The organism is Oryzomicrobium sp. (assembly GCF_021287045.1).
Classification (GTDB): domain Bacteria; phylum Pseudomonadota; class Gammaproteobacteria; order Burkholderiales; family Rhodocyclaceae; genus Oryzomicrobium.
Window position 1 is genome coordinate 291,789 of the sequence record NZ_JAJTBG010000001.1, and the last position, 20,140, is coordinate 311,928.

Here is a 20,140-nt window from a genome sequence, read left to right on the forward strand (position 1 = left end):
GCCGCCCGCGCACCACTGAATTTCCGATTCAGAAGATCCCGCGGCCTGGGAGAAACAATGTCTGAACTGCTGAAGAGCATCGACGCCCGGACCAAACTGGCCGGCACCAACAAACTGGAAATCCTCCTGTTCACCTTGGGACAGGATGCCCGCAACGGCCGCAAGGAAACGTTCGGCATCAACGTCTTCAAGGTGCGGGAAGTGATGCGCACGCCGCCGATCACCTCGGCACCGGAAATGCCGGCGTCGGTCGAGGGCATGGTCAGCCTGCGCGGCGCCCTGGTGCCGGTGGTGGACCTGGCCAAGTACGCCGGCGTCCAGACCGAGTCGCCCCGGGACATCATGATCGTCACCGAGTACAACGGCCACACCCAGGGCTTCCTGGTCGAAGCCGTCGATACCATCCTGCGCCTGGACTGGAGCCAGATGCGGGTGCCGCCGGAAATGCTGGTGGCCGAGATGGGCGGCCTGGTCACCGCCGTGACCGAGCTGCGCGACAACCGGCTGGTGATGATGATGGACGTGGAGAAGGTGCTTTCCGAGACCTCCCGCTACGACGACGAATTCCAGTTCCGCACGATCCGCCCGATCGACCGGCCCGACTGTACCGTGCTCTTCGCCGACGATTCCATCGTCGCCCGCAAGCAGATTCAGCGCACCCTCGACGCCATGGGCGTGCGCTACGTGGCGGCCATCAACGGCCGCCAAGCTCTCTCCGAACTGGAGAAGCTGGCCACCTACGCCCAGGGCCAGGGCAAGCCGACCAGCGATGTGGTGAGCCTGGTGCTCACCGATATCGAGATGCCTGAACTGGACGGCTACATGCTGACCAAGCAGATCAAGACCGATCCGCGCTTCGCCAACATTCCAGTGATCATGCATTCGTCCCTGTCCGGCATGTCCAACCAGAAGCTCGGCCTGTCGGTCGGCGTTGACGAATACGTGGCCAAGTTCGAACCGCAGCGTCTGGCCGAAACCCTGGCCCGGCGCCTGGGGGCATCTCTGCCCGTCGAGGCGGAATAAGGTTCGCAGGGGACGATGACGATGAATCTTGCTGACAAGAAAAACCTGCTGGAAAGCGTGGATGCCCGCACCAAGCTGGCCGGCTCCAATCAGATGGAAATCCTGCTGTTTTCCCTGGGCACCCGGGAAACCTTCGGGATCAACGTGTTCAAGGTGCGCGAAGTGGGGCGAACCCCCCACATCACCAGGACCCCCAACATGCCCCGCGGCGTGGAAGGCCTGATCTCCCTGCGCGGCAATGTCATTCCCGTGCTGTCCCTGTCCTCCTTCCTGCAACTGGACGGCGAGGCGCCGGCCATCGGCAAGTCGATGATGGTGGCCGAATACAGCCGCCGCACCCTGGGCTTCCTGGTGGACGAGGTGGATCGCATCATCCGGGTGGACTGGGAAAAGGTGAAGGCGCCCGAATCGGTGCTGGTCGCCAACCAGGGCCTCATTTCCGCCGTCATCGAGCTCGAAGGCGGCCACCTGGTGTCGATCCTCGACGTGGAGCAGATACTGGCCAACGCCTTCGGCGAGGCCGTGGTGGTGGACATCGCCCCGGCCAGCGTCGAGGAGGACACTACCGTCTTCTTCGCCGACGATTCCATCGTCGCCCGCAAGAAGATCGCCGAGGTGCTCGACAAGCTCGGCGTCAAGCACAAGCATGCCACCAACGGCGCCGAGGCCCTGTCCCGGCTCCAGGCCATCGCCGCCCACTGCCAGCAGATTCACAAGTCGGTGCGCGACGAGATTCGCTTGATCCTGGTGGATGCCGAAATGCCGGAAATGGACGGCTACGTCCTGACCAAGAACATCAAGGCCGACCCCCGCTTCGACGGGGTGCCGGTGGTGATGCACTCCTCCCTGTCGTCCGAAGCCAACCGCGCCATGGGCAAGGCGGTGGGTGTCGATGCCTACGTGGGGAAATTCGACGCCGAAATCCTGGCCGATACCCTGCGCCCCCTCGTGGAACGTTGATTCCTTCCCCCTCAGAGACACCCGCTAAGAATTAGAACCGGAGTCACGCCATGCCCGATCCCAAGATGAAATTCCTGGTGGTGGACGACTTTTCGACCATGCGTCGAATCGTCCGCAACCTGCTCAAGGAGCTAGGCTTCACCAACGTCGACGAAGCCGAGGACGGCGCGATCGCACTGCAAAAACTCCAGGCTGGCGGCATCGATTTCGTCGTCACCGACTGGAACATGCCGAACATGGATGGCCTTACCCTGCTGCAGACCATCCGCGCCACACCGACGCTGAAACACCTGCCGGTGCTGATGATCACCGCCGAGGCCAAGCGCGAGAACATCATCGCAGCGGCTCAGGCCGGCGCGAGCGGTTATATCGTCAAACCGTTCACGTCGGCGGTGTTGAGCGAAAAGCTGCAGAAGATTTTTGAAAAGATGGGGGTCTGATTGATGAGCAATCCGGCCAATTTTGGGGAGGCGGGCGACAGCGCAGAGCTGGAGGCCCTGTTCGACAGCATCTCCTCGACCCTCCCGCAGGAAGCGCCCGCCGCACCTGCCCCGGCGCCTGCGCCAGCACCCGCCGCGCCTGCCAGCGCGGGAGCGGCCGGGGATTCCGACGAGCTTCAAGCCCTGTTCGACTCGGTGGCCGGCACCAGCGTGCCGGCTGCCGAGCCGGAAGTCGCCAGCACCGTGGAGGCCCTGCGCGAAGTGCCCCGCGCCCTGATCGTGGCGGCCGGTGCCGGCGAATCCTGGCCTGGCCAGGATCGGGTGTTCAACCGCATCGGCCAGATGGCCCGGCAGTTGCACGACACCCTGCGCGAACTGGGTTACGACAAGCTGCTCGAAAACACCATGTCGGCGCTGCCCGATGCCAAGGACCGGCTGGCATACGTGGCCAACCTGACCGAGCAGGCCGCCTGCCGCGTGCTTAACGCCACCGACATCGCCAAGCCGATCCAGGACGAGCTCCAGACCAGCGCCGAAACGCTGGGCGGGCGCTGGGACAAGGTCTACGCCAACCAGATGTCGGTCGAGGAGTTCAAGGCCCTGGCGGCGGAAACCCGGGACTTCCTCAAGACCCAGGTGCCCCAGAAGGCCAGCGCCACCAACGACCAGTTGATGGAAATCATGATGGCCCAGGATTTCCAGGATCTCACCGGCCAGGTCATCAAGAAGATCGTCAGCCTCTCCCAGGATCTGGAAGAGGGGCTGATGAAGGTGCTGGTGGAGGCGATGCCCGAGGCGCGGCGCAGCGACGCGGTGGATTCGCTGCTCAACGGCCCGGTGATCAATCCCGAAGGGCGTACCGACGTGGTCGGCAGCCAGCAGCAGGTGGACGACCTGCTGGAAAGCCTTGGTTTCTAGGAGCAAGACGATGAGCGATTTCGCCGGGATGGAGGATCTTCTGCAGGATTTCCTGCAGGAAGCCCACGACCTCCTGTCCGATGTGGACAACAAGCTGGTGGACCTGGAAAAGAACCCGGAAGACCGGGGACTGCTGAACGACATCTTCCGCGGCTTCCACACCATCAAGGGCGGCGCCGGGTTCCTCAACGCCACCGAGCTGGTCACCCTGTGCCATCTCACCGAGAACCTGTTCGACCGGCTGCGCAACTCCGAGATGCACCTCACGCCGGAGTTGATGGACCTGATCATGGCGGCCACCAAGGGTGTGCGCGACATGTTCGGCGAGCTCTCCGGCGGCGTCCAGCCCCGGCCCGCCGACGATGCCCTGATCGCCGCCCTGCGCCACACCCTTGAGGCGGGCGCAGTTCCGGGTGCGGCTGCCGCACCGACGGCCGCGCCCGTGGCCGCCTCTGCTCCCGCTGCCGCTGGTACGATCCCCGCGGCCGCCGATGGCGGGCCCGATTGGGCGGTGCTCCATGCTGCGATCACCGGCGTGCCCGCCGTGATCCCGCACCAGACGCCGGCCGCTGCGGCCGCAACCGCGCCCGCGGCCCCCGCCGGTGCCACGGTGACTCCGGTGCCGCCGCCCTACGGCCGCCGCGCTGTCGACAAGCCCGGTGCCGCCGTGCCGGCCGGCCGCCGCGTCGAGGAGCGGGTGCGTGAGAACACCATCCGCGTCGATACGGCCCGCCTCGACCAGGTGCTCAACCTGTCCGGCGAGATCGGCCTGACCAAGAACCGCCTGACCAGCCTGCGGGTGGACATCCTGGCCGGCAAGAACGATGCCGACACCCTGCATGCCCTGGACCAGGCCGTCTCCCAGCTCGACCTGCTGGTGTCCGACCTGCAGAACGCGGTGATGAAGACCCGCATGCAGCCCATCGGCCGCCTCTTCCAGAAGTACCCGCGCATTGCCCGGGACCTGGCCCGCCAACTGGGTAAGGACGTGGAGCTGGTGCTGGCCGGCGAGGAAACCGAGGTGGACAAGACCATGATCGAGGATCTGGCCGACCCCCTCATCCACCTCATCCGCAACGCCGTGGACCACGGCGTGGAAGGCCCGGAAGAGCGGGCCGCCGCCGGCAAGCCGGCCAAGAGCCTGGTGCGCCTGGAAGCGCGCCAGGAGGGCGACCACATCCTGCTGATCATCGCCGACGACGGCCGCGGCATGAGCGCCGAGCGCATCCGCGCCAAGGCGGTGGAAAAGGGCCTGATCTCCGAGGAAGAGGCCAACACCCTGGACGAGCGCCAGAGCCTCAACCTGATCTTCCTGCCCGGCTTCTCGACCAAGACCCAGGCCTCCGATGTGTCCGGCCGGGGCGTGGGCATGGACGTGGTCAAGACCAACATCCAGAAGCTCAACGGTTCGGTCGAAATCCGCTCCGAGCCGAGCAAGGGGTCGGTGTTCATCATCTCCCTGCCGCTCACCCTGGCGATCCTGCCGGTGCTGCTGGTACTGCTCGGCGACCAGCCGTTCGCCCTGCCGCTCTCGCTGGTCCGCGAAATCCTGCCGGTGGATCGTAGCAAGATCCAGGAGGTGGGCGGCAAGGAAACCCTGGTGGTCCGCGGCGAGATCCTGCCCGTGGTATCCCTGGCCAAGCTGCTGGGCTGGCCCCAGGAGCGTCCGGCCGATTACGGCGTGCTGATGCAGACCGCGGAAAAGAGCTTCATCCTCGGCGTGGACAACTTCGCCGGCCGCGACGATGCGGTGATCAAGTCCCTCGAGGATTTCCGCCCCCGCGGCGTGGCCGGGGTCACCACCCTGTCCAACGGCCAGATCGTGCTGATCCTGGACATGAAGGAACTGCTGGCGGACATGGGGCAGCACCTCGATTCCGACAGCCGCAGCCTGCGCGCCCTGGAAGTGCACTGACCGGGCTCACCACTGCCGGATGAAAAAGCGGGGCTCACGCCCCGCTTTTTCATTTCTACGGTATCGCGTCGGGATTGAGTTGCAGGCTTGACAGGCTGGAAAACTTTAAAAACGACATGAAAATGAATTGGTTAGCTATTTAATTTTTCTGGATTTTTCTATAATACGGCCAACGTAAAGCGCACCCGGTATGGCTGAAGACAGCGATCTCGAACGAACAGAGCAGCCAACAGGCAGACGGCTCGAAAAGGCCCGGGAAGAGGGCCAGGTTCCCCAGTCTCGCGAACTGGGCGCTTTTCTCGTCCTTATCGCCGGCGCCGCCGTGATGTGGACCCTGGGCGGCTATTTCGTGGATCGCATGCTCCGGGTGTTCAAGAAGGGTTTCGCCTGGGACCGCCAGCTCGCCACCGATTCCAACGTCCTGGTGATGCGTCTGGCCGATGTGGCCACCGATGCGGTGTTCGCCCTGTGGCCCCTGTTCCTGGTGCTGATCGTTGCCGCCCTTGCCTCCCCGGTTTTCCTCAACGCTTGGCATTTCTCGGCCCAGGCCTTCTCGCCCCGGTTCAATCGCCTCAACCCGATGAACGGAATCGGGCGCATCTTTTCCTGGAACGGCCTGGTGGAACTGCTCAAGGCCGTGGTCAAGGCGGGCCTGGTGGGCGGTGTGGCGATCTGGGTGATCTGGCGCGAGATCGACCAGTTGCTCGGCCTGGCGTCCCAGCCCCTGGAATCCGGCCTGGCCGACGCCGGCCACCTGATGGCCTGGAGCTTCCTGGTGATTGCCTCGGCCATGGTCCTGATCGTGGCGGCGGACGTGCCCTTCCAGCTGTGGCAGTACTACGACAAGCTGAAGATGACCAAGGAAGAGGTCAAGCAGGAAATGAAGGAGATGGAGGGTAGCCCCGAGGTCAAGGGCCGCATCCGCCAGCTGATGCGTGAAGCCGCGCGCAAACGGATGATGTCCGCAATTCCCAAGGCCGACGTGATCGTCACCAACCCCACCCACTTCGCCGTGGCCCTGGCCTACCAGGCCGGCATGAAGGCCCCCAAGGTAGTGGCCAAGGGTCTGGGCGTGCTGGCCCTGAAGATCCGCGAGATCGGCGCCGAGAACGGCGTGCCGTTCCTCGAAGCCCCGCCCCTGGCCCGGGCCCTGTACAAGCATGTGGAGCTGGAGGCGGAAATCCCCGGCGACCTGTATACCGCCGTGGCCGAGGTGCTGGCCTACGTCTACCAGCTGCGCCGCTACCGCAGCGAGGGGGGCGACTATCCGGTGCCGCCCCGGGATCTGCCGGTGCCGCCCGAACTGGTGCCGCCGGCGCCTGAAGAGCCGGCCCTGGCGGGAGCGTTGAATGGCTGAAGCCAGCGCCGTCCTGCGCGGCTTGTTCAGCCGCCTCTCGCCCCAGCAGCTGGCGGGGCCGATCCTCATCCTGATGATCCTGGCGATGATGGTGCTGCCGCTGCCCGCCTTCGCCCTGGACGTGTTGTTCACCTTCAACATTGCTCTGTCGATCATTGTCCTGCTGGCCGCCATCAACACCCAGAAGCCTCTGGATTTCTCGGTCTTCCCGACCCTGCTGCTGGTCACCACCCTGCTGCGCCTGTCGCTCAACGTGGCCTCCACCCGGGTGGTGCTGCTGCACGGCCACGAGGGGCCGGATGCCGCCGGCAAGGTGATCGAGGCCTTCGGCCACTTCCTGGTGGGCGGCAACTACGCCATCGGCCTGATCGTCTTCCTCATCCTGGTGGTGATCAACTTCGTGGTGATCACCAAGGGCGCCGGCCGGGTGGCCGAAGTGTCGGCCCGCTTCACCCTCGACGCCATGCCCGGCAAGCAGATGGCCATCGACGCCGACCTCAACGCCGGCCTGATCGGCGAGGACGAGGCGCGCAAGCGCCGTACCGAGATCGCCACCGAGGCCGACTTCTACGGCTCCATGGACGGCTCGTCCAAGTTCGTGCGCGGCGACGCGGTGGCCGGCATCGTCATCATGCTCATCAACGTGGTCGGCGGCCTGGTCATCGGCGTGCTCCAGCACAACATGGATGCCGGCACCGCCGCCAAGCAGTACGTGCTGCTGACCATCGGCGACGGCCTGGTGGCCCAGATTCCCGCCCTGATGATCTCGATCGCCGCCGGCATGGTGGTGACCCGGGTCGGCGACAACGAGCCGATCGCCCAGCAGTTCCTCACCCAGCTCCTCTCCAACAGCCGGGTGATGGGCGTGACGGCGGTGATCGTCGGCGGCCTGGGGATCATCCCGGGCATGCCCAACCTGGTCTTCCTGCTCTTTGCCGGCACCCTGGGCTACTACTCATGGCGCTTGTCGAAGCAAACCGCCGAGGTGGCCAAGGCCAAGCCGGTGCCGGTCCAGGCTAAACCGCCCCAGGAAGCCCAGGAGGCCACTTGGAGCGACGTGCTGCCGGTGGATGTGCTCGGCCTGGAGGTGGGTTACCGCCTGATCCCGCTGGTGGACAAGAACCAGGACGGCGAGCTGCTCAAGCGCATCCGCGGCATCCGCAAGAAATTCGCCCAGGAAATCGGCTTCCTGGTCCCCTCGGTGCATATCCGCGACAACCTGGAGCTCAAGCCCAACGCCTACCGCATCCAGCTCAAGGGGGTGGAAATCGGCGGTGGGGACGCCTATCCGGGCCAGTTTCTGGCCATCAACCCGGGCCGGGTGGCCGCCGAGATCAGCGGCAACAAGACCATCGACCCGGCCTTCGGCCTGCCGGCGGTGTGGGTCGAGGCCGCCCTCAAGGACCAGGCCCAGGCCTTCGGCTACACCGTCGTCGATTCCAGCACCGTGGTGGCCACCCACCTCAACCACCTGATCATGTCCCATGCCGCAGAGTTGCTCGGCCGCCAGGAGACCCAGGCCCTGGTGGATTACGTCGGCAAGGAAGCCCCCAAGCTCACCGAAGACCTGGTGCCCAAACTCATCCCCTTGGGAACCCTGCAAAAGGTGCTGCAGAACCTGCTCGAAGAAGGCATCGCCATCCGCGACATGCGCACCATCCTCGAGACCCTGGCCGAGCATGCGCCGCGCAACGCCGATGCCGAGGCCCTCACCGCCCAGGTGCGCCAATCCATGGGCCGTGCCATCATCCAGCAGCTCTATCCGGGCAACGCCGACATGCAGGTCATGGCCCTGGACCCCCAGCTGGAGCGCATTCTGGTCCAGGCCGTGTCCGGCTCCGGCGACGGCGCCACCATCGAGCCGGGCCTGGCCGACACCCTGGTGCGCGAAACCGCTGCAGCGGCGCAGCGCCAGGAAGAGCTCGGTCTGCCGGCGGTGCTGCTGGTTCCCGGCAGCATCCGCGCCCTGTTGTCCCGCTTCCTCCGTCGTTCGGTGCCCCAGCTCAAGGTGATTGCCCACGCGGAAGTACCCGAAACGAAGATCATCAAAGTGACCTCGATCATCGGAGGTAGGTCATGAACGTCAAGAAATTCATCGCCGTCAACGCCCGGGAGGCGCTGCGCAAGGTCAAGGAGACCCTGGGCGCCGACGCCATCATCCTGTCCAACCGGGGCGTGGCCGGCGGTGTCGAGATCATGGCGGTCGCCGCCCGGGACATGGCGGCCATCGCCCCCGGCCCGTCCCGCGACGAGCAGGGGCCGGTGCCGGTCGCTCCCCGGCTGCCTGCCGCCCGCAGCGACGACGGCGACGATTATTCCGTCAGTCTGAGCGCGGCGCGCGCTGCCGCTGCCCAGGCGCCGGTCCGTCCGACGCCGATGCCCCTGGCCGACCTGGCCGGCGGCATGGCTCCGCCGCCGGAACAGCGTCCCGCCCCCTTGCCGCGCCCCGCTGCCGAGGCCGGCTATGCCCCGTTTCGCCAGGTGCGGCAGGAGGTGGCCGCGCCCCGTGGCATTGTTCCGCCGCCTGCGCCTCCGATGGCGCCGCCGGCCATGGAGCGGCCTGCGGCCATCGCCGCGGAACCCCGCCGTTCCCTTCGCCCCGAGCCCCTACCACGCGCCGAGGAGCCAGGCGTTTCCCAGGCGGTGATGGACGAACTGCGAGCCCTGCGCAAGGTGGTGGAACAGCACCTGGCTGGCTTCAGCTGGGCCGAGACGGGGCGCCACGAGCCGGGCAAGACCCAGGTCCTGGCCCAGTTGCTCGATGCCGGGTTTTCGCCCGGATTCGCCCGGGAGCTGCTCTCCGGCCTGCCCGAAGGGCTGGATGCGGCCCAGGCCATGATCTGGGTGAAAGGGGCGGCGGACCGTTCCCTGATGACCCTGGCTTCGGACGCCGACATCATCGAGCAGGGCGGCGTCTATGCCCTGGTCGGCCCTACCGGTGTGGGGAAGACCACCACCACCGCTAAGCTGGCGGCCCGCTGCGTGGTGCGCCACGGCGCCGCCAAGGTAGCCCTGGTGACCACCGACGGCTACCGGATCGGCGCCCACGAGCAACTGCGCATCTACGGCCGCATCCTGGGGGTGTCGGTGCACCTGGTGCGCGACGCTTCCGATCTGCGCCAGACCCTGGCCGAGCTGTCCCACAAGCACATGGTGCTGATCGACACCATGGGTATGAGCCAAAAGGACAAGCACGTCCAGGAGCAGATCGCCATGCTGGTTTCCGGCGGTAGCGTGCGCCGCCTGCTGTTGCTGTCCGCCACCAGCAAGGGCGACACCCTGGACGACGTGATCCGTGCCTACCGGGGCGACCAGCCCGGCGACGGTCTGGCCGGGTGCATCCTGACCAAGGTGGATGAGGCGGCCAGCCTGGCCTCGGCCCTGGACACGGTGATCCGCCATGGCCTGTCGCTGCACTACGTTTCCAACGGCCAGCGGGTGCCGGAAGACCTGCACCTGCCCAACCGCACCTACCTGCTGCACCGCGCCTTCCGCGACGTGCCCGGCGATTCGCCCCACCGTTACGCAGGGCTCGAACCGACCCTGGTAATGGCCAATGCCGGCCTGCCCAGTTCCGGAGGCAGCCATGGCTGAGTTCTATGCCGACCAGGCGGCGGGGCTGCGCCGCATCTTCGGCCAGGAAACGGTGCGGGTGGTCAATTGCATCGCCGGCCGCACCGGCGTTGGCCGCAGCGTCGTCCTAGCCCAGTTGGCCGCCACCCTGGGGCGCCAGGGCCAGGAGGTGCTGATCCTCGACGAGAACGGCGAAAAATCGGTAGCCGCCTTGTTCGGCGCCATGCCCCGGGCCGATCTGCTCGATGTGCTGCGCGGCCGCTGTACCCTGGCCGAGGCGTTGCTGCCGGTGGCGCCGGGGGTGACCCTGCTGCCGGTGGCCCAGGCGATGCGCGCCATGGCCGCCGCCACGCCGGCCCAACAGCGGGCCCTGGCCGACACCCTGGCGGGGATCGACCGGCCGGTGGACGTGATCCTGGTGGACGGCGCCCCAACCCCGTCCGGCGTTTCCCCCCTGGGGCTGGCGGCGGGCGAGACCCTGGTGGTGGTGTCGGGCGATACCGCGGCCATCACCGAGGCCTATGCCCTGATCAAGCGCCTCAGCCAGTCCTACGGCCGGCGCCACTTCCGGGTGCTGCTCAACAACATCCGCCTGCCCGAGGAAGCTGCCGCCATTTTCGACAACATGGCCCAGGTGGCGGCCAGCCGGCTCGGTGTGCGGGTGGACCTGGCCGCGACCCTGCCCCACGACGAGGCCCTGCGCCGGGCGGTGCGGTTGGCCCAGCCGGTGATCGCCGCCTATCCGGATAGCCCGGTGTCCTATGCTCTCAGGATGCTGGCGGCCGACCTGATGTCCTGGCCAGTGGCCGATTCTCAGGGGCCGGGGGGACTCGGACAGTTCACCCAACAGCTGTTACACTTGAGCCAACAAATAACGCTAACCGCTGTCCTTGCCGGATAGCCAGTACCAGAGCCGATGTATACCCCTGCCGGACAGCTTGATAGGGAGCAGCTGATCCAGCATTACGCCCCGCTCGTCAAACGCATCGCCCATCACCTGATGGCGCGCTTGCCGGCCAGCGTGTTGGTGGATGACCTGGTCCAGAATGGCATGATCGGTCTGCTGGACGCCATGACCCGCTTCGAAAGCGGCATGGGCGCCCAGTTCGAGACCTACGCCACCCAGCGCATCCGCGGTGCAATGCTGGACGGCTTGCGCGAAAACGACTGGTTGCCCCGGGGGCTGCGGCGCGAGCTGCGGCGCGTGGAGCAGGCGGTGCATCGGCTCGAGCATGCCAATGGCCGCCCGCCTACCGAGCAGGAACTGGCCGATTCCCTGGAAATGCCTCTGGCGGACTACCAACGGCTACTGCTCGACGCCCGGGGTCACCAGATTCTCTATTTCGAGGATTTCTCCGACGAAGAGGGCGAATCGTTTCTCGACCGCCATGCCGGCAGCGAAGACGATGATCCCTTGCGCCGGCTGGAGGATCAGGGGCTGCGCCAGACGCTGGTGGCAGGGATCGATGCCCTGCCCGAGCGCGAAAAACTGGTGATGGCCCTGTACTACGAAGAAGAGCTCAACCTGCGCGAGATCGGCGAAGTCCTCGGCGTGACCGAATCCCGGGTCTGCCAGCTGCACAGCCAGGCCATCGCCCGGCTGCGCGCCCGGGTGCTGGGCGAGGAGGGAAAAGTGAAGAAGACCAAGAAGGGGCGTCATGGATAAGATCAGCCTGATCGGCCTGGTGGTGGGCCTCACTGCCATCGTCGGAGGACAGATTTTCGAAGGGGGGCACATCGGCTCCCTGTTGCAGCCCACCGCCTTTGTCATCGTGATCGGCGGCACGCTCGGGGCCATCCTGCTGCAAAGCCCGTCGGCCACCTTCACCCGCGCCCTGCGCATGCTCAAGTGGGTGGTCCTGCCGCCCCAGGTGGAAACCAAGCGACTGATCGACCAGGTGGCCAATTGGAGCCAGATTTCCCGCCGCGAGGGCCTGCTGGCGCTGGAAGGTTTCATTGCCGCCCAGACCGATCCCTTTTACCGCAAGGGTCTGCAATTGCTGGTGGATGGCGCGGAGCCGGAACGCCTGCGGGAAGTGCTCGAGGTGGAGATCGGCGCCTACGAGAGCGATCTCAAGCAGGCCGCCAAGGTGTGGGAATCCGCCGGCGGTTATTCGCCCACCATCGGCATCCTTGGCGCGGTTATGGGCCTCATCCACGTCATGGAAAACCTGACCGATCCCTCCAAGCTGGGGGCGGGCATCGCCGTGGCATTCGTCGCCACCATCTACGGCGTGGGGCTGGCCAACCTGGTGCTGATCCCCATGTCCAAGAAGCTGCTGGCCTACGCGGGCCGCCTGGTCACCGCCCGGGAAATGTTCGTGGACGGCCTGGTGGGCATCGCCAACGGCGACAACCCGCGCATCATCGAAGGCCGCATGCGCGGCTACCTGGGCTGATTTCATGGCGAAGCGTCGGCGCGGCCACGAGGACGAGCACGAGAACCTGGAGCGCTGGCTCGTCTCCTACGCCGACTTCATCACCCTGCTGTTCGCCTTCTTCGTGGTGATGTACGCCATTTCCTCGGTGAACGAAGGCAAGTACCGGGTGTTGTCCGATTCCCTGGTGTCGGCCTTCCGCAACGTGCAGATCGTCGGGGCCGGGCAGATGCAGGTGGTTACCACGCCCAATGCGGCGGTCAAGCAGATCGTGGTGCAGCAGGACCCCAAGAGCGAGGCGCGTCGCCAGGCCCAGCGCGAGAAGATGCGCAATGTGGCCCAGGACATCTTTCGCGTGTTGGCCCCCCTGGTGCGCCAGGGCAAGGTGCGCCTGGTGGAAACCGACAAGGGCGTGACCATCGAGATCGCCGACAGCGTCCTCTTCTCGCCCGGCCAGGCCCAGCTGGAAACGACCTCGGTCCAGGCCCTGCGCATGGTCGGCGAGGTGCTGGCGCCCACCGAATTCCCCATCGTGATCGAGGGGCATACCGACAACGTGCCCATCCGCACCTCCCAGTACCCCTCCAACTGGGAACTGTCGGCGGTGCGGGCCACCACGGTGCTGCGCCTGTTCGTCGATGCCGGAGTGTCGCCGCAGCGCCTCACCGCCATCGGCTACGGCGAGCACCGGCCGGTGGAAAGCAATGACAGCCTGGAAGGCCGGGCGCGCAACCGACGCGTCTCGATCCTGATCGAGTCGGCCATCCCGCTCGAACCGGAGGCGCCTCCCCTGGCTCCGCCACCGGAGCAGCCCCAGGCCGCTGCCGTGGCCGGCCGTGGCGGTGTGGCCACTTCGCCTGCCGCCGCTTCGGCGGTGGGGGCCGCCCTGGGCGGAGGAGGGGGGCAACCGGGGCGCTGAAATCGAGAGAATCCGGGGCGGTCGGAGGCCCCGGGGAGCAGCGCAAATGACAACGCCCTCGCAAGAGGGCGTTTCCGTTGGGGCATCTAGTATCGCCGCCGGTCGCTTGCGCTGCCGCCGTTCAGATCGAATTCAGACCGAATCGATCAGGCGGCTGCCGGTGCCGGCCTGCTTCTGGCCGTCGGGACCATAGACACCGCTACCGGCCTGGTGCCGCTGGAGGAGCACCTGGAGGGCGCCGCTGGCCCCCTGCAGACGTTGGGAGATCAACTGGCCGTTGAGCCCATTCAATTCCTGGGCCTGGTGGGCGAGGGATTGCAGGCGTTCCCAGGCGGCGCGCATCTCCGCGGTACCGTGAGCTTCCAGGTAACCGTGGAAACCGGCGCGGTCATTGGTGAAGCCGGCGACCTGGAGCAGGTAGCGGCGTTCATCGGCGATGCGGTTGAGTTGCTGGACCAGGGGGTTCTTGGCGGCCACCAGGGCGTCCAGACTGTCGACCTGGCCGGCGGTGAGGGCGGCCTGCTCCTGTTGCAGCAAGGTGACGAACTGGCCGATGGCCGACTCCTCCTGACTCAGCAGGGCAGCGAATTCACCTGGTGTGGCGGCTGCGGGAGGCGTGGCAGTAGCCATTCGGACTGATCAGGCCTGACGGCCGGCCCGTTCCGGGCTGCCCTGGACCAGTTCCCGCGCGGTGGCGAGCAGGCGGTCGGCAATGGCGCCGGAATTGATGGAGAAGCGGCCTTCGCTGATGGCCTGGCGGATAGCGGCCACCCGGCCGGCGTCGAAGGGGCTGTCGCTGCTGGCGGCCTCTTCACTGCGGGACAGGCTGACGCGCACATCCTCGCCGGACGGCGCTTCCTCGGTACGGGTTTGCTGCCGGACGCGCGCGTCGCCGGCTGCGTAGCTGCCGGTGGTACTGGCCGGTGGGGTGGCAGAGGGTGAGATTTTCACGATGGGCCTCTGAAATAGTTTCCTAGCAAATCCTTCTATCGGCACAACGGCGAGAAACTTGAGGCCCTTTGTTATGCCGTTTTGCAAATCGCATTGCCGGGCCCGGGCATCAAGCAGATGCATCCGCTTGAATTGTAGCCGATTTCACCCACAGCGGGCGGGAACGGGGCGTTAAAAGCTGACTTCGACGATCCCGCCGGCACGGGCGGTGCCGCTGACGGTCTGGCCATTGGCTGTGCGCACCTGGGCGGGTTGGCCTTCTGCTGCGTTCGACAGGGCGGTGCCCTCGGCGCTCACCGAGAAGCCGGCCCCCTGGGACACCAGCTTGACTGGTTGGCCCTGGCGCACCACCAGCGGTGCGATCAACTGGTCGGCCCGGATCGGCTGGCCGGCGGCGATGGCGTTGCGCAGGCTTTTGCCCACTAGTTGCCCGGTATCGGTGACTACCCCGGCCGGCAGGGTGGCCAGGTCGCCGCTGGCCAGGGCCACGTCGGCGGCCTGGAGGGGCTGGTTGGGGGCCAGGGGGCGGGCCGATACCAGGTAATTGCCCATCACGCTGACGGTGACCGGCACGAACACGGTCCAGCCGGCCGGCGCGTTGCAGCGCACGCCCACGGTGGAGCGCCCCCACAGCCGGGCGCCGTTGGGCAGGAAAGCCTCGACGGCAGGGCAGGGGGTGAGTTGGGTACGCGGGTCCAGGGTGCCGATGCTGCTGCTGACCCGGCCGGGCAACCCCTGGGTCTGGGTTGCCAGGAAGCGGTCCACCGCGTTGTACACCACGGCCTCCACCCCGTTGCCCTGGGCATGTCCCGGCAGGGATGCCAGGGTTAACAGGAAGACGAGCAGCGGGGCGAGCAGACGAGGCATGGGATCGGCATCGGAGTGGCGGGGCAGGGCTATTGTGCCCCAGGGGCGGGCCCCCGGCAAAACTTGCCGGATGGCATGGGTAGGAGCGGTGCCGGCGGCATCGCCCGGGCCGTGACCCCGGCCCTGCACGGCGTTTCCCGGGGCTGGCGGAGCAAGAAGGGAGTTGGCATGAAATCCGCTAAGGAAAAGCCAGTCTTCTCCAGCGAGGTTTCCCGTGGTGGCCAGCAAACTCGATCAGCTCATCAACGTCCAGCGCCAGGCGCTCGGCGTGCGCTCCCAGCGCCAGCAGATCCTGGCGGCCAACATCGCCAACGCGGACACCCCCAACTACAAGGCCCGGGACATCGATTTCCAGTCGGTGTTCGCCGATGCGGTGGCCGGCAAGAGCCAGGATAGCGGCGTCGATCTGGCCCGCACCAACACTCGCCACTTGTCCGGCACCGGCAGCCCGTCGCCCTTCCCGGTGCTCTACCGCCGCGACGTGCAGTCGAGCGTGGACGGCAACACGGTGGACATGGACACCGAACGGGCCTCCTTCACCGACAACGCCCTGCACTACGAAGCCGCCGTGACCTTCATCTCCGGCCAGTTCCGCACCATGCAGTCGGCGATCCAGAGCAACAACGGCTGACCTTCGGCGCCCGCCAACGAACAGGAATAATCACCATGAGCATGTTGAGCGTCTTCAATATCGCCGGCAGCGCCCTGACCGCCCAGTCCATGCGCCTGAACACCGTGGCCAGCAACCTGGCCAACGCCGACTCCATGGTCTCGGCCAACGGCCAGCCCTACCGGGCCAAGCAGGTGGTGTTCGAAGCGGTGCCGATGGGCTCCACTCAGGCCTCCATGGGGGTCAAGGTGCAGCAGGTGGTGGAAAGCGCCGCCCCGGGCCGCCTGATCTACGACCCCCGCAGCCCGGCGGCCAACGCCGACGGCTACGTGACCATGCCCAACGTGGACGTGGTCGAGGAAATGACCAACATGATTTCCGCCTCCCGGTCCTACCAGACCAACGCGGAAGTCATGAATACCGCCAAGACTCTGCTGATGCGCACTCTCAATCTCGGCCAGTAAGCCGCGCATCCATACCCTGTTACGTAGGAGACCACCATGTCCACCGTCCAGTCCTCCACCGATCCCCTGGCTGCGTACAAAAGCGGCTCGTCGAGTTCGTCCGGATCGTCCGGGTCCAGCACGACCGCTTCCGACATGCAGACCACGTTCCTCAAGCTGCTCACCACCCAGCTGCAGAACCAGGATCCGCTCAACCCCATGGATAACGCCCAGATGACGTCCCAGTTGGCCCAGATCAACACCGTCAGCGGCATCGAGAAGCTCAACACCACCATGGCGCAGATGATGTCGTCCTTCGCGGACGCCCAGGGGGTGCAGAGCGCGGCCCTGCTCGGCAAGAACGTGCTGACCAGCGGCAACACCCTGGCGCTGGGCGAAAAGGGTGGGCTGGCCGGGATCGAGCTGGGCAGCGCCGCCGACAAGGTGATGGTCAATATCAAGGACTCTACCGGTCAGGTCGTGGCGACCGAGGAATTGGGCGCCAACGCCGCCGGCAGCTTCGCCTTCATCTGGGACGGCAAGGGGGCCGACGGCACGGCGATGCCCCAGGGCAACTACACCTTCGACGTGACGGCTTCCAAGAACGGCACCGCCGTGAAGGCCACTGCGCTGCAGCTTGGCACGGTAACTGCATTGGTTCGCACCAGTACCGGCTTCAATCTGGATCTGGGCAGCCAGCAGGTGGCGTTCTCCGACGTCCGCCAGATTCTCTAAGCCCCGAGCCCGTCCAGACCGGCAAAAAACGCCGGCAGCCCGGTAAAAACGATCAGTCAGGAGTTAGAACATGGCATTCCAACAAGGCTTGAGTGGACTCGCCGCCTCGTCCAAGGCGCTGGATGTGATCGGCAACAACGTTGCCAACGCGAGCACGGTCGGCTTCAAGGCGGCAAATGCCCACTTCGCCGATGTCTATGCCAACGCCCTCAACGGGGGCGGTGCGATGCAGGTGGGGATCGGCACCTCGCTGGCGGCGGTGGTCCAGCAGTTCACCCAAGGCAACATCACCACCACCAACAACCCGCTCGATATCTCGATCAACGGCAACGGCTTCTTCCGCATGAGCCAGAACGGGGCCATCACCTACACCCGCAACGGCCAGTTCCACCTCGACAACAGCAACTTCATCGTCAACGACCAGAACTACAAGCTGACCGGTTACCTGGCCGACGCTTCAGGCAACATCGCCGCCACCACGCCCCAGGAAATCCAGATCAGCGCCACCGACCTAGCGCCGGTGGCCACCGGCGCCAGTACCGGTACCGGCTTCAAGGGCGTCCAGGCGGTGGTCAACCTGGACTCCCGCTCCCTCGTGCCGAGCACCGCCTGGGCACCTACCGTGTCTCCGGGGCCTGCCGGGCTGGCGACCGTCAACGCCACGTCCTACACCTACTCGACCCCGGCCCAGATCTACGATTCCCTGGGCAATGCCCACACCATGACCTACTACTTCCTGCAGACGGCGACGCCCGGGCAGTGGCAGGTCTATGCCAACGTGGACGGTACCCAGTTCTCCAACGTGAACCTGGGGGCCGGTGCCGGCAACCCCATCACCCTCAACTTCGATACCAACGGCAAGCTCACCACCGCCATGCCGATCACCGGAGTGAGCGTGAACCTGGCGGGCATTACCGCTGACTTGACCGCTGCCGGGGTGAATAAGCCCAACGGCGCCACCACCCCCCTGGTGTTTGGCCTCGACTTCACCGGTACGACCCAGTTCGGGAGCACCAGTGGTACCAATACCGTCACTTCCGACGGTTACAGTTCGGGTCGCCTGGTGGGGCTGTCGGTGGGTTCCGACGGCATCGTCCAGGGACGCTACAGCAACGGCCAGGCCCGCAACCTGGCCCAGGTGGTGATGGCCAACTTCCAGAACCCCAACGGTTTGACCAGCCTGGGCAACAACCAGTGGGCCCAGACGTCCGCCTCCGGCCAGCCGGCCATTGGTACGCCTAATACCGGCAGCATGGGGGTGCTCCAGTCCAACTCGATCGAAGAGTCGAACGTGGACCTGACCGGCGAACTGGTGGCGATGATCACCCAGCAGCGCAACTACCAGGCCAACGCCCAGACCATCAAGACCCAGGATTCGATCATGAACACCCTGGTCAACCTGCGCTGATCGCCGTCCTGACCTGTAACCCGTAGCCAACCTCACCGACCTGACCGGATTCCATGGATCGCCTCATCTACACGGCCATGAGCGGCGCCAAGCATGCCTTCCTGCGGCAGGCCGGCGTGGCCAACAACCTGGCGAACGCATCCACCGTGGGCTACCGCAGCCAGGATCACCAGTTCCGCGCCGTACCGGTGCAGGGCGAAGGTGTGCCCACCCGGGCCTTCGTAGTGGATGCCTCGGTCAAGGATGTGTTCGACCAGGGCACCCTCAGCTACACCGGCCGCGCCCTCGACGTGGCCGTGCAGGGCCAGGGCTGGATCGCCGTCCAGGCACCCAACGGCCAGGAGGTCTATACCCGGGCTGGCAACCTGCAAGTCAGCGCCAACGGCCAGTTGCAGACGCCGGACGGCTATCCGGTGCTCTCGCCCAGCGGCCCGATCGCGGTGCCGCCGGACAACCGGGTGACCGTCGCTCCGGACGGCACGGTTTCGGTGGTACCCCAGTTCGGCACGCCCAACGTGACCGACTCGGTCAGCCAGATCAAGCTGGTGAACCCGGACCCCTCGACCCTGGAACGGGGCGCCGACGGCTTCTTCCGCCTGAAGAACGGCCAGCCGGCCGATGCCGACCCGAACGTGCGCCTGGCCCCGGAAACCCTGGAGGGGAGCAACGTGAACGTGGTGGACAGCATGGTCACCCTGATCTCCCTGTCCCGGCAGTTCGAGATGCAAGTGCAGATGCTGCAAAAAGCCGATACCAATGCCCGCAGCGCCGACCAGTTGCTCAGCCTGACCAGCTGACCGGCGCGATGAACAACTAGGAAGAATGCCCCGATGATCCGCTCACTCTGGATTGCACGGACCGGCCTGGATGCCCAGCAGACCCAGCTGGACGTGATTTCCAACAACTTGGCCAACGTCAGCACCAACGGCTTCAAGCGTTCCCGCGCGGTGTTCGAGGATCTGCTCTACCAGACCGTCCGCCAGCCCGGCGCCCAGTCGTCCCAGCAGACCCAGATTCCCTCAGGTTTGCAGATCGGCACCGGCGTGCGCCCCGTGTCCACCGCCCGCATCTTCACCCAGGGCAACCTGCAGCAGACCGGTAATTCGATGGACGTGGCCATCAACGGCAACGGTTTCTTCCAGATTCTGATGCCGGACGGCACCATCGCCTACACCCGGGACGGCTCGTTCCAGCAGGACAACCAGGGCCAGCTGGTCACCTCCAGCGGCTATCCGCTGCAACCCAACATCACCATCCCCTCCAACGCCCTGACCCTGACCGTCGGCAAGGACGGGGTGGTCAGTGTGACCCTGCCGGGCCAGACCAACGCCCAGCAGCTGGGGCAGATTCAGCTGGCCAGCTTCATCAACCCGGGCGGCTTGCAGAGCGTCGGCGAGAACCTGTTCCAGGAAACCGCCGCCAGCGGCGCCCCCCAGCCCAACATCCCGGGTACCAACGGCCTGGGCAGCCTCAACCAGAACTACGTCGAGACCTCCAACGTGAACGTGGCCGAGGAACTGGTGACCATGATCCAGACCCAGCGCGCCTACGAGATGAACACCAAGGTCGTCTCCACCTCCGATGCGATGCTGGGCCGCCTGACCCAGCTGTAAGGCTGAATCGCCACGACAAGGAAGAACGCC

At 66.1% G+C, this 20,140-nt stretch carries 21 protein-coding genes; 18 read left to right on the forward strand and 3 right to left on the reverse strand.

What is annotated here, in order from left to right; genetic code table 11:
* Positions 1 to 57: 57 nt before the first annotated feature.
* From LWW89_RS01330 to motD, 12 genes are all read left to right on the forward strand, one after another.
* On the forward strand, positions 58 to 1,023 hold the full coding sequence (locus LWW89_RS01330) for a chemotaxis protein (RefSeq protein ID WP_293259945.1): 966 nt from the start codon (positions 58 to 60) through the stop codon (positions 1,021 to 1,023).
* A gap of 21 nt (positions 1,024 to 1,044) precedes the next feature.
* The gene (locus LWW89_RS01335) at positions 1,045 to 1,983 is read left to right on the forward strand and encodes a chemotaxis protein (protein WP_293260322.1); all 939 of its coding nucleotides are present in this window, start codon (positions 1,045 to 1,047) and stop codon (positions 1,981 to 1,983) included.
* Between the two features lie 50 nt (positions 1,984 to 2,033).
* The gene (gene cheY, locus LWW89_RS01340; protein WP_293259948.1) at positions 2,034 to 2,423 is read left to right on the forward strand and encodes a chemotaxis response regulator CheY; all 390 of its coding nucleotides are present in this window, start codon (positions 2,034 to 2,036) and stop codon (positions 2,421 to 2,423) included.
* A 3-nt stretch (positions 2,424 to 2,426) separates the two neighbouring features.
* Positions 2,427 to 3,341 (forward strand): protein phosphatase CheZ, encoded by a 915-nt coding sequence (gene cheZ, locus LWW89_RS01345; RefSeq protein WP_293259951.1) that lies wholly within the window; start codon positions 2,427 to 2,429, stop codon positions 3,339 to 3,341.
* A gap of 10 nt (positions 3,342 to 3,351) precedes the next feature.
* On the forward strand, positions 3,352 to 5,256 hold the full coding sequence (locus LWW89_RS01350; protein WP_293259953.1) for a chemotaxis protein CheA: 1,905 nt from the start codon (positions 3,352 to 3,354) through the stop codon (positions 5,254 to 5,256).
* A 190-nt stretch (positions 5,257 to 5,446) separates the two neighbouring features.
* A complete protein-coding gene (flhB, locus tag LWW89_RS01355; RefSeq protein ID WP_293259955.1) occupies positions 5,447 to 6,613 on the forward strand; it encodes a flagellar biosynthesis protein FlhB in 1,167 nt (388 codons plus the stop codon).
* The gene (flhA, locus tag LWW89_RS01360) at positions 6,606 to 8,693 is read left to right on the forward strand and encodes a flagellar biosynthesis protein FlhA (protein ID WP_293259958.1); all 2,088 of its coding nucleotides are present in this window, start codon (positions 6,606 to 6,608) and stop codon (positions 8,691 to 8,693) included. Before flhB ends, flhA begins: the two co-directional genes overlap by 8 nt.
* Complete coding sequence (gene flhF / locus LWW89_RS01365; protein ID WP_293259961.1) at positions 8,690 to 10,207, forward strand: flagellar biosynthesis protein FlhF; 1,518 nt, start codon at positions 8,690 to 8,692, stop codon at positions 10,205 to 10,207. The genes flhA and flhF overlap by 4 nt, the downstream gene beginning before the upstream one ends.
* A complete protein-coding gene (locus LWW89_RS01370; RefSeq protein WP_293259964.1) occupies positions 10,200 to 11,087 on the forward strand; it encodes a cellulose synthase operon protein YhjQ/BcsQ in 888 nt (295 codons plus the stop codon). The genes flhF and LWW89_RS01370 overlap by 8 nt, the downstream gene beginning before the upstream one ends.
* Positions 11,088 to 11,102: 15 nt before the next feature.
* Positions 11,103 to 11,852, forward strand: a complete 750-nt coding sequence (locus LWW89_RS01375) for an RNA polymerase sigma factor FliA (protein WP_293259967.1) — start codon at positions 11,103 to 11,105, stop codon at positions 11,850 to 11,852.
* Positions 11,845 to 12,585, forward strand: coding sequence for a flagellar motor protein (locus tag LWW89_RS01380; protein ID WP_293259969.1), 741 nt, complete (start codon positions 11,845 to 11,847; stop codon positions 12,583 to 12,585). The genes LWW89_RS01375 and LWW89_RS01380 overlap by 8 nt, the downstream gene beginning before the upstream one ends.
* A gap of 4 nt (positions 12,586 to 12,589) precedes the next feature.
* Positions 12,590 to 13,483, forward strand: a complete 894-nt coding sequence (motD, locus tag LWW89_RS01385; protein ID WP_293259973.1) for a flagellar motor protein MotD — start codon at positions 12,590 to 12,592, stop codon at positions 13,481 to 13,483.
* A gap of 132 nt (positions 13,484 to 13,615) precedes the next feature.
* Here motD and LWW89_RS01390 read toward each other — a convergent pair whose 3' ends face one another.
* The 3 genes from LWW89_RS01390 to flgA form a co-directional block, all read right to left on the reverse strand.
* Positions 13,616 to 14,113 (reverse strand): flagellar protein FlgN, encoded by a 498-nt coding sequence (locus LWW89_RS01390; RefSeq protein WP_293259976.1) that lies wholly within the window; start codon positions 14,111 to 14,113, stop codon positions 13,616 to 13,618.
* Between the two features lie 9 nt (positions 14,114 to 14,122).
* Positions 14,123 to 14,434, reverse strand: a complete 312-nt coding sequence (gene flgM, locus LWW89_RS01395; RefSeq protein ID WP_293259979.1) for a flagellar biosynthesis anti-sigma factor FlgM — start codon at positions 14,432 to 14,434, stop codon at positions 14,123 to 14,125.
* A 171-nt stretch (positions 14,435 to 14,605) separates the two neighbouring features.
* Complete coding sequence (flgA, locus tag LWW89_RS01400; RefSeq protein ID WP_293259982.1) at positions 14,606 to 15,301, reverse strand: flagellar basal body P-ring formation chaperone FlgA; 696 nt, start codon at positions 15,299 to 15,301, stop codon at positions 14,606 to 14,608.
* Positions 15,302 to 15,515: 214 nt separating this feature from the next.
* Between flgA and flgB the strand changes: the two genes are divergently transcribed.
* The 6 genes from flgB to flgG all read left to right on the forward strand — a co-directional run bounded on the left by flgB (position 15,516) and on the right by flgG (position 20,110).
* Complete coding sequence (gene flgB / locus LWW89_RS01405; protein ID WP_334158382.1) at positions 15,516 to 15,932, forward strand: flagellar basal body rod protein FlgB; 417 nt, start codon at positions 15,516 to 15,518, stop codon at positions 15,930 to 15,932.
* 35 nt (positions 15,933 to 15,967) lie between these two features.
* The gene (flgC, locus tag LWW89_RS01410; RefSeq protein ID WP_293259985.1) at positions 15,968 to 16,375 is read left to right on the forward strand and encodes a flagellar basal body rod protein FlgC; all 408 of its coding nucleotides are present in this window, start codon (positions 15,968 to 15,970) and stop codon (positions 16,373 to 16,375) included.
* A gap of 36 nt (positions 16,376 to 16,411) precedes the next feature.
* On the forward strand, positions 16,412 to 17,089 hold the full coding sequence (locus LWW89_RS01415) for a flagellar hook assembly protein FlgD (RefSeq protein WP_293259988.1): 678 nt from the start codon (positions 16,412 to 16,414) through the stop codon (positions 17,087 to 17,089).
* A 70-nt stretch (positions 17,090 to 17,159) separates the two neighbouring features.
* The gene (gene flgE / locus LWW89_RS01420; RefSeq protein WP_293259991.1) at positions 17,160 to 18,497 is read left to right on the forward strand and encodes a flagellar hook protein FlgE; all 1,338 of its coding nucleotides are present in this window, start codon (positions 17,160 to 17,162) and stop codon (positions 18,495 to 18,497) included.
* A gap of 53 nt (positions 18,498 to 18,550) precedes the next feature.
* On the forward strand, positions 18,551 to 19,294 hold the full coding sequence (gene flgF, locus LWW89_RS01425; protein WP_293259995.1) for a flagellar basal-body rod protein FlgF: 744 nt from the start codon (positions 18,551 to 18,553) through the stop codon (positions 19,292 to 19,294).
* Between the two features lie 33 nt (positions 19,295 to 19,327).
* Positions 19,328 to 20,110, forward strand: a complete 783-nt coding sequence (gene flgG, locus LWW89_RS01430; RefSeq protein ID WP_293259998.1) for a flagellar basal-body rod protein FlgG — start codon at positions 19,328 to 19,330, stop codon at positions 20,108 to 20,110.
* The last annotated feature ends 30 nt before the right edge of the window (positions 20,111 to 20,140 follow it).

Excerpts from the sequence above, each read along its gene's own strand:
- LWW89_RS01380 (WP_293259969.1), top strand. The coding sequence starts at position 11,845 with ATGGATAAGATCAGCCTGATCGGCCTGGTGGTGGGCCTCACTGCCATC.
- cheZ (WP_293259951.1), top strand. The coding sequence starts at position 2,427 with ATGAGCAATCCGGCCAATTTTGGGGAGGCGGGCGACAGCGCAGAGCTG.
- flhF (WP_293259961.1), top strand. The coding sequence starts at position 8,690 with ATGAACGTCAAGAAATTCATCGCCGTCAACGCCCGGGAGGCGCTGCGC.
- flgG (WP_293259998.1), top strand. The coding sequence starts at position 19,328 with ATGATCCGCTCACTCTGGATTGCACGGACCGGCCTGGATGCCCAGCAG.
- cheY (WP_293259948.1), top strand. The coding sequence starts at position 2,034 with ATGCCCGATCCCAAGATGAAATTCCTGGTGGTGGACGACTTTTCGACC.
- LWW89_RS01375 (WP_293259967.1), top strand. The coding sequence starts at position 11,103 with ATGTATACCCCTGCCGGACAGCTTGATAGGGAGCAGCTGATCCAGCAT.
- LWW89_RS01350 (WP_293259953.1), top strand. The coding sequence starts at position 3,352 with ATGAGCGATTTCGCCGGGATGGAGGATCTTCTGCAGGATTTCCTGCAG.
- flgC (WP_293259985.1), top strand. The coding sequence starts at position 15,968 with ATGAGCATGTTGAGCGTCTTCAATATCGCCGGCAGCGCCCTGACCGCC.
- flgE (WP_293259991.1), top strand. The coding sequence starts at position 17,160 with ATGGCATTCCAACAAGGCTTGAGTGGACTCGCCGCCTCGTCCAAGGCG.
- LWW89_RS01370 (WP_293259964.1), top strand. The coding sequence starts at position 10,200 with ATGGCTGAGTTCTATGCCGACCAGGCGGCGGGGCTGCGCCGCATCTTC.
- LWW89_RS01335 (WP_293260322.1), top strand. The coding sequence starts at position 1,045 with ATGAATCTTGCTGACAAGAAAAACCTGCTGGAAAGCGTGGATGCCCGC.
- flhB (WP_293259955.1), top strand. The coding sequence starts at position 5,447 with ATGGCTGAAGACAGCGATCTCGAACGAACAGAGCAGCCAACAGGCAGA.
- motD (WP_293259973.1), top strand. The coding sequence starts at position 12,590 with ATGGCGAAGCGTCGGCGCGGCCACGAGGACGAGCACGAGAACCTGGAG.
- flgA (WP_293259982.1), bottom strand. The coding sequence starts at position 15,301 with ATGCCTCGTCTGCTCGCCCCGCTGCTCGTCTTCCTGTTAACCCTGGCA.
- flgF (WP_293259995.1), top strand. The coding sequence starts at position 18,551 with ATGGATCGCCTCATCTACACGGCCATGAGCGGCGCCAAGCATGCCTTC.
- flhA (WP_293259958.1), top strand. The coding sequence starts at position 6,606 with ATGGCTGAAGCCAGCGCCGTCCTGCGCGGCTTGTTCAGCCGCCTCTCG.
- LWW89_RS01330 (WP_293259945.1), top strand. The coding sequence starts at position 58 with ATGTCTGAACTGCTGAAGAGCATCGACGCCCGGACCAAACTGGCCGGC.
- LWW89_RS01415 (WP_293259988.1), top strand. The coding sequence starts at position 16,412 with ATGTCCACCGTCCAGTCCTCCACCGATCCCCTGGCTGCGTACAAAAGC.
- LWW89_RS01390 (WP_293259976.1), bottom strand. The coding sequence starts at position 14,113 with ATGGCTACTGCCACGCCTCCCGCAGCCGCCACACCAGGTGAATTCGCT.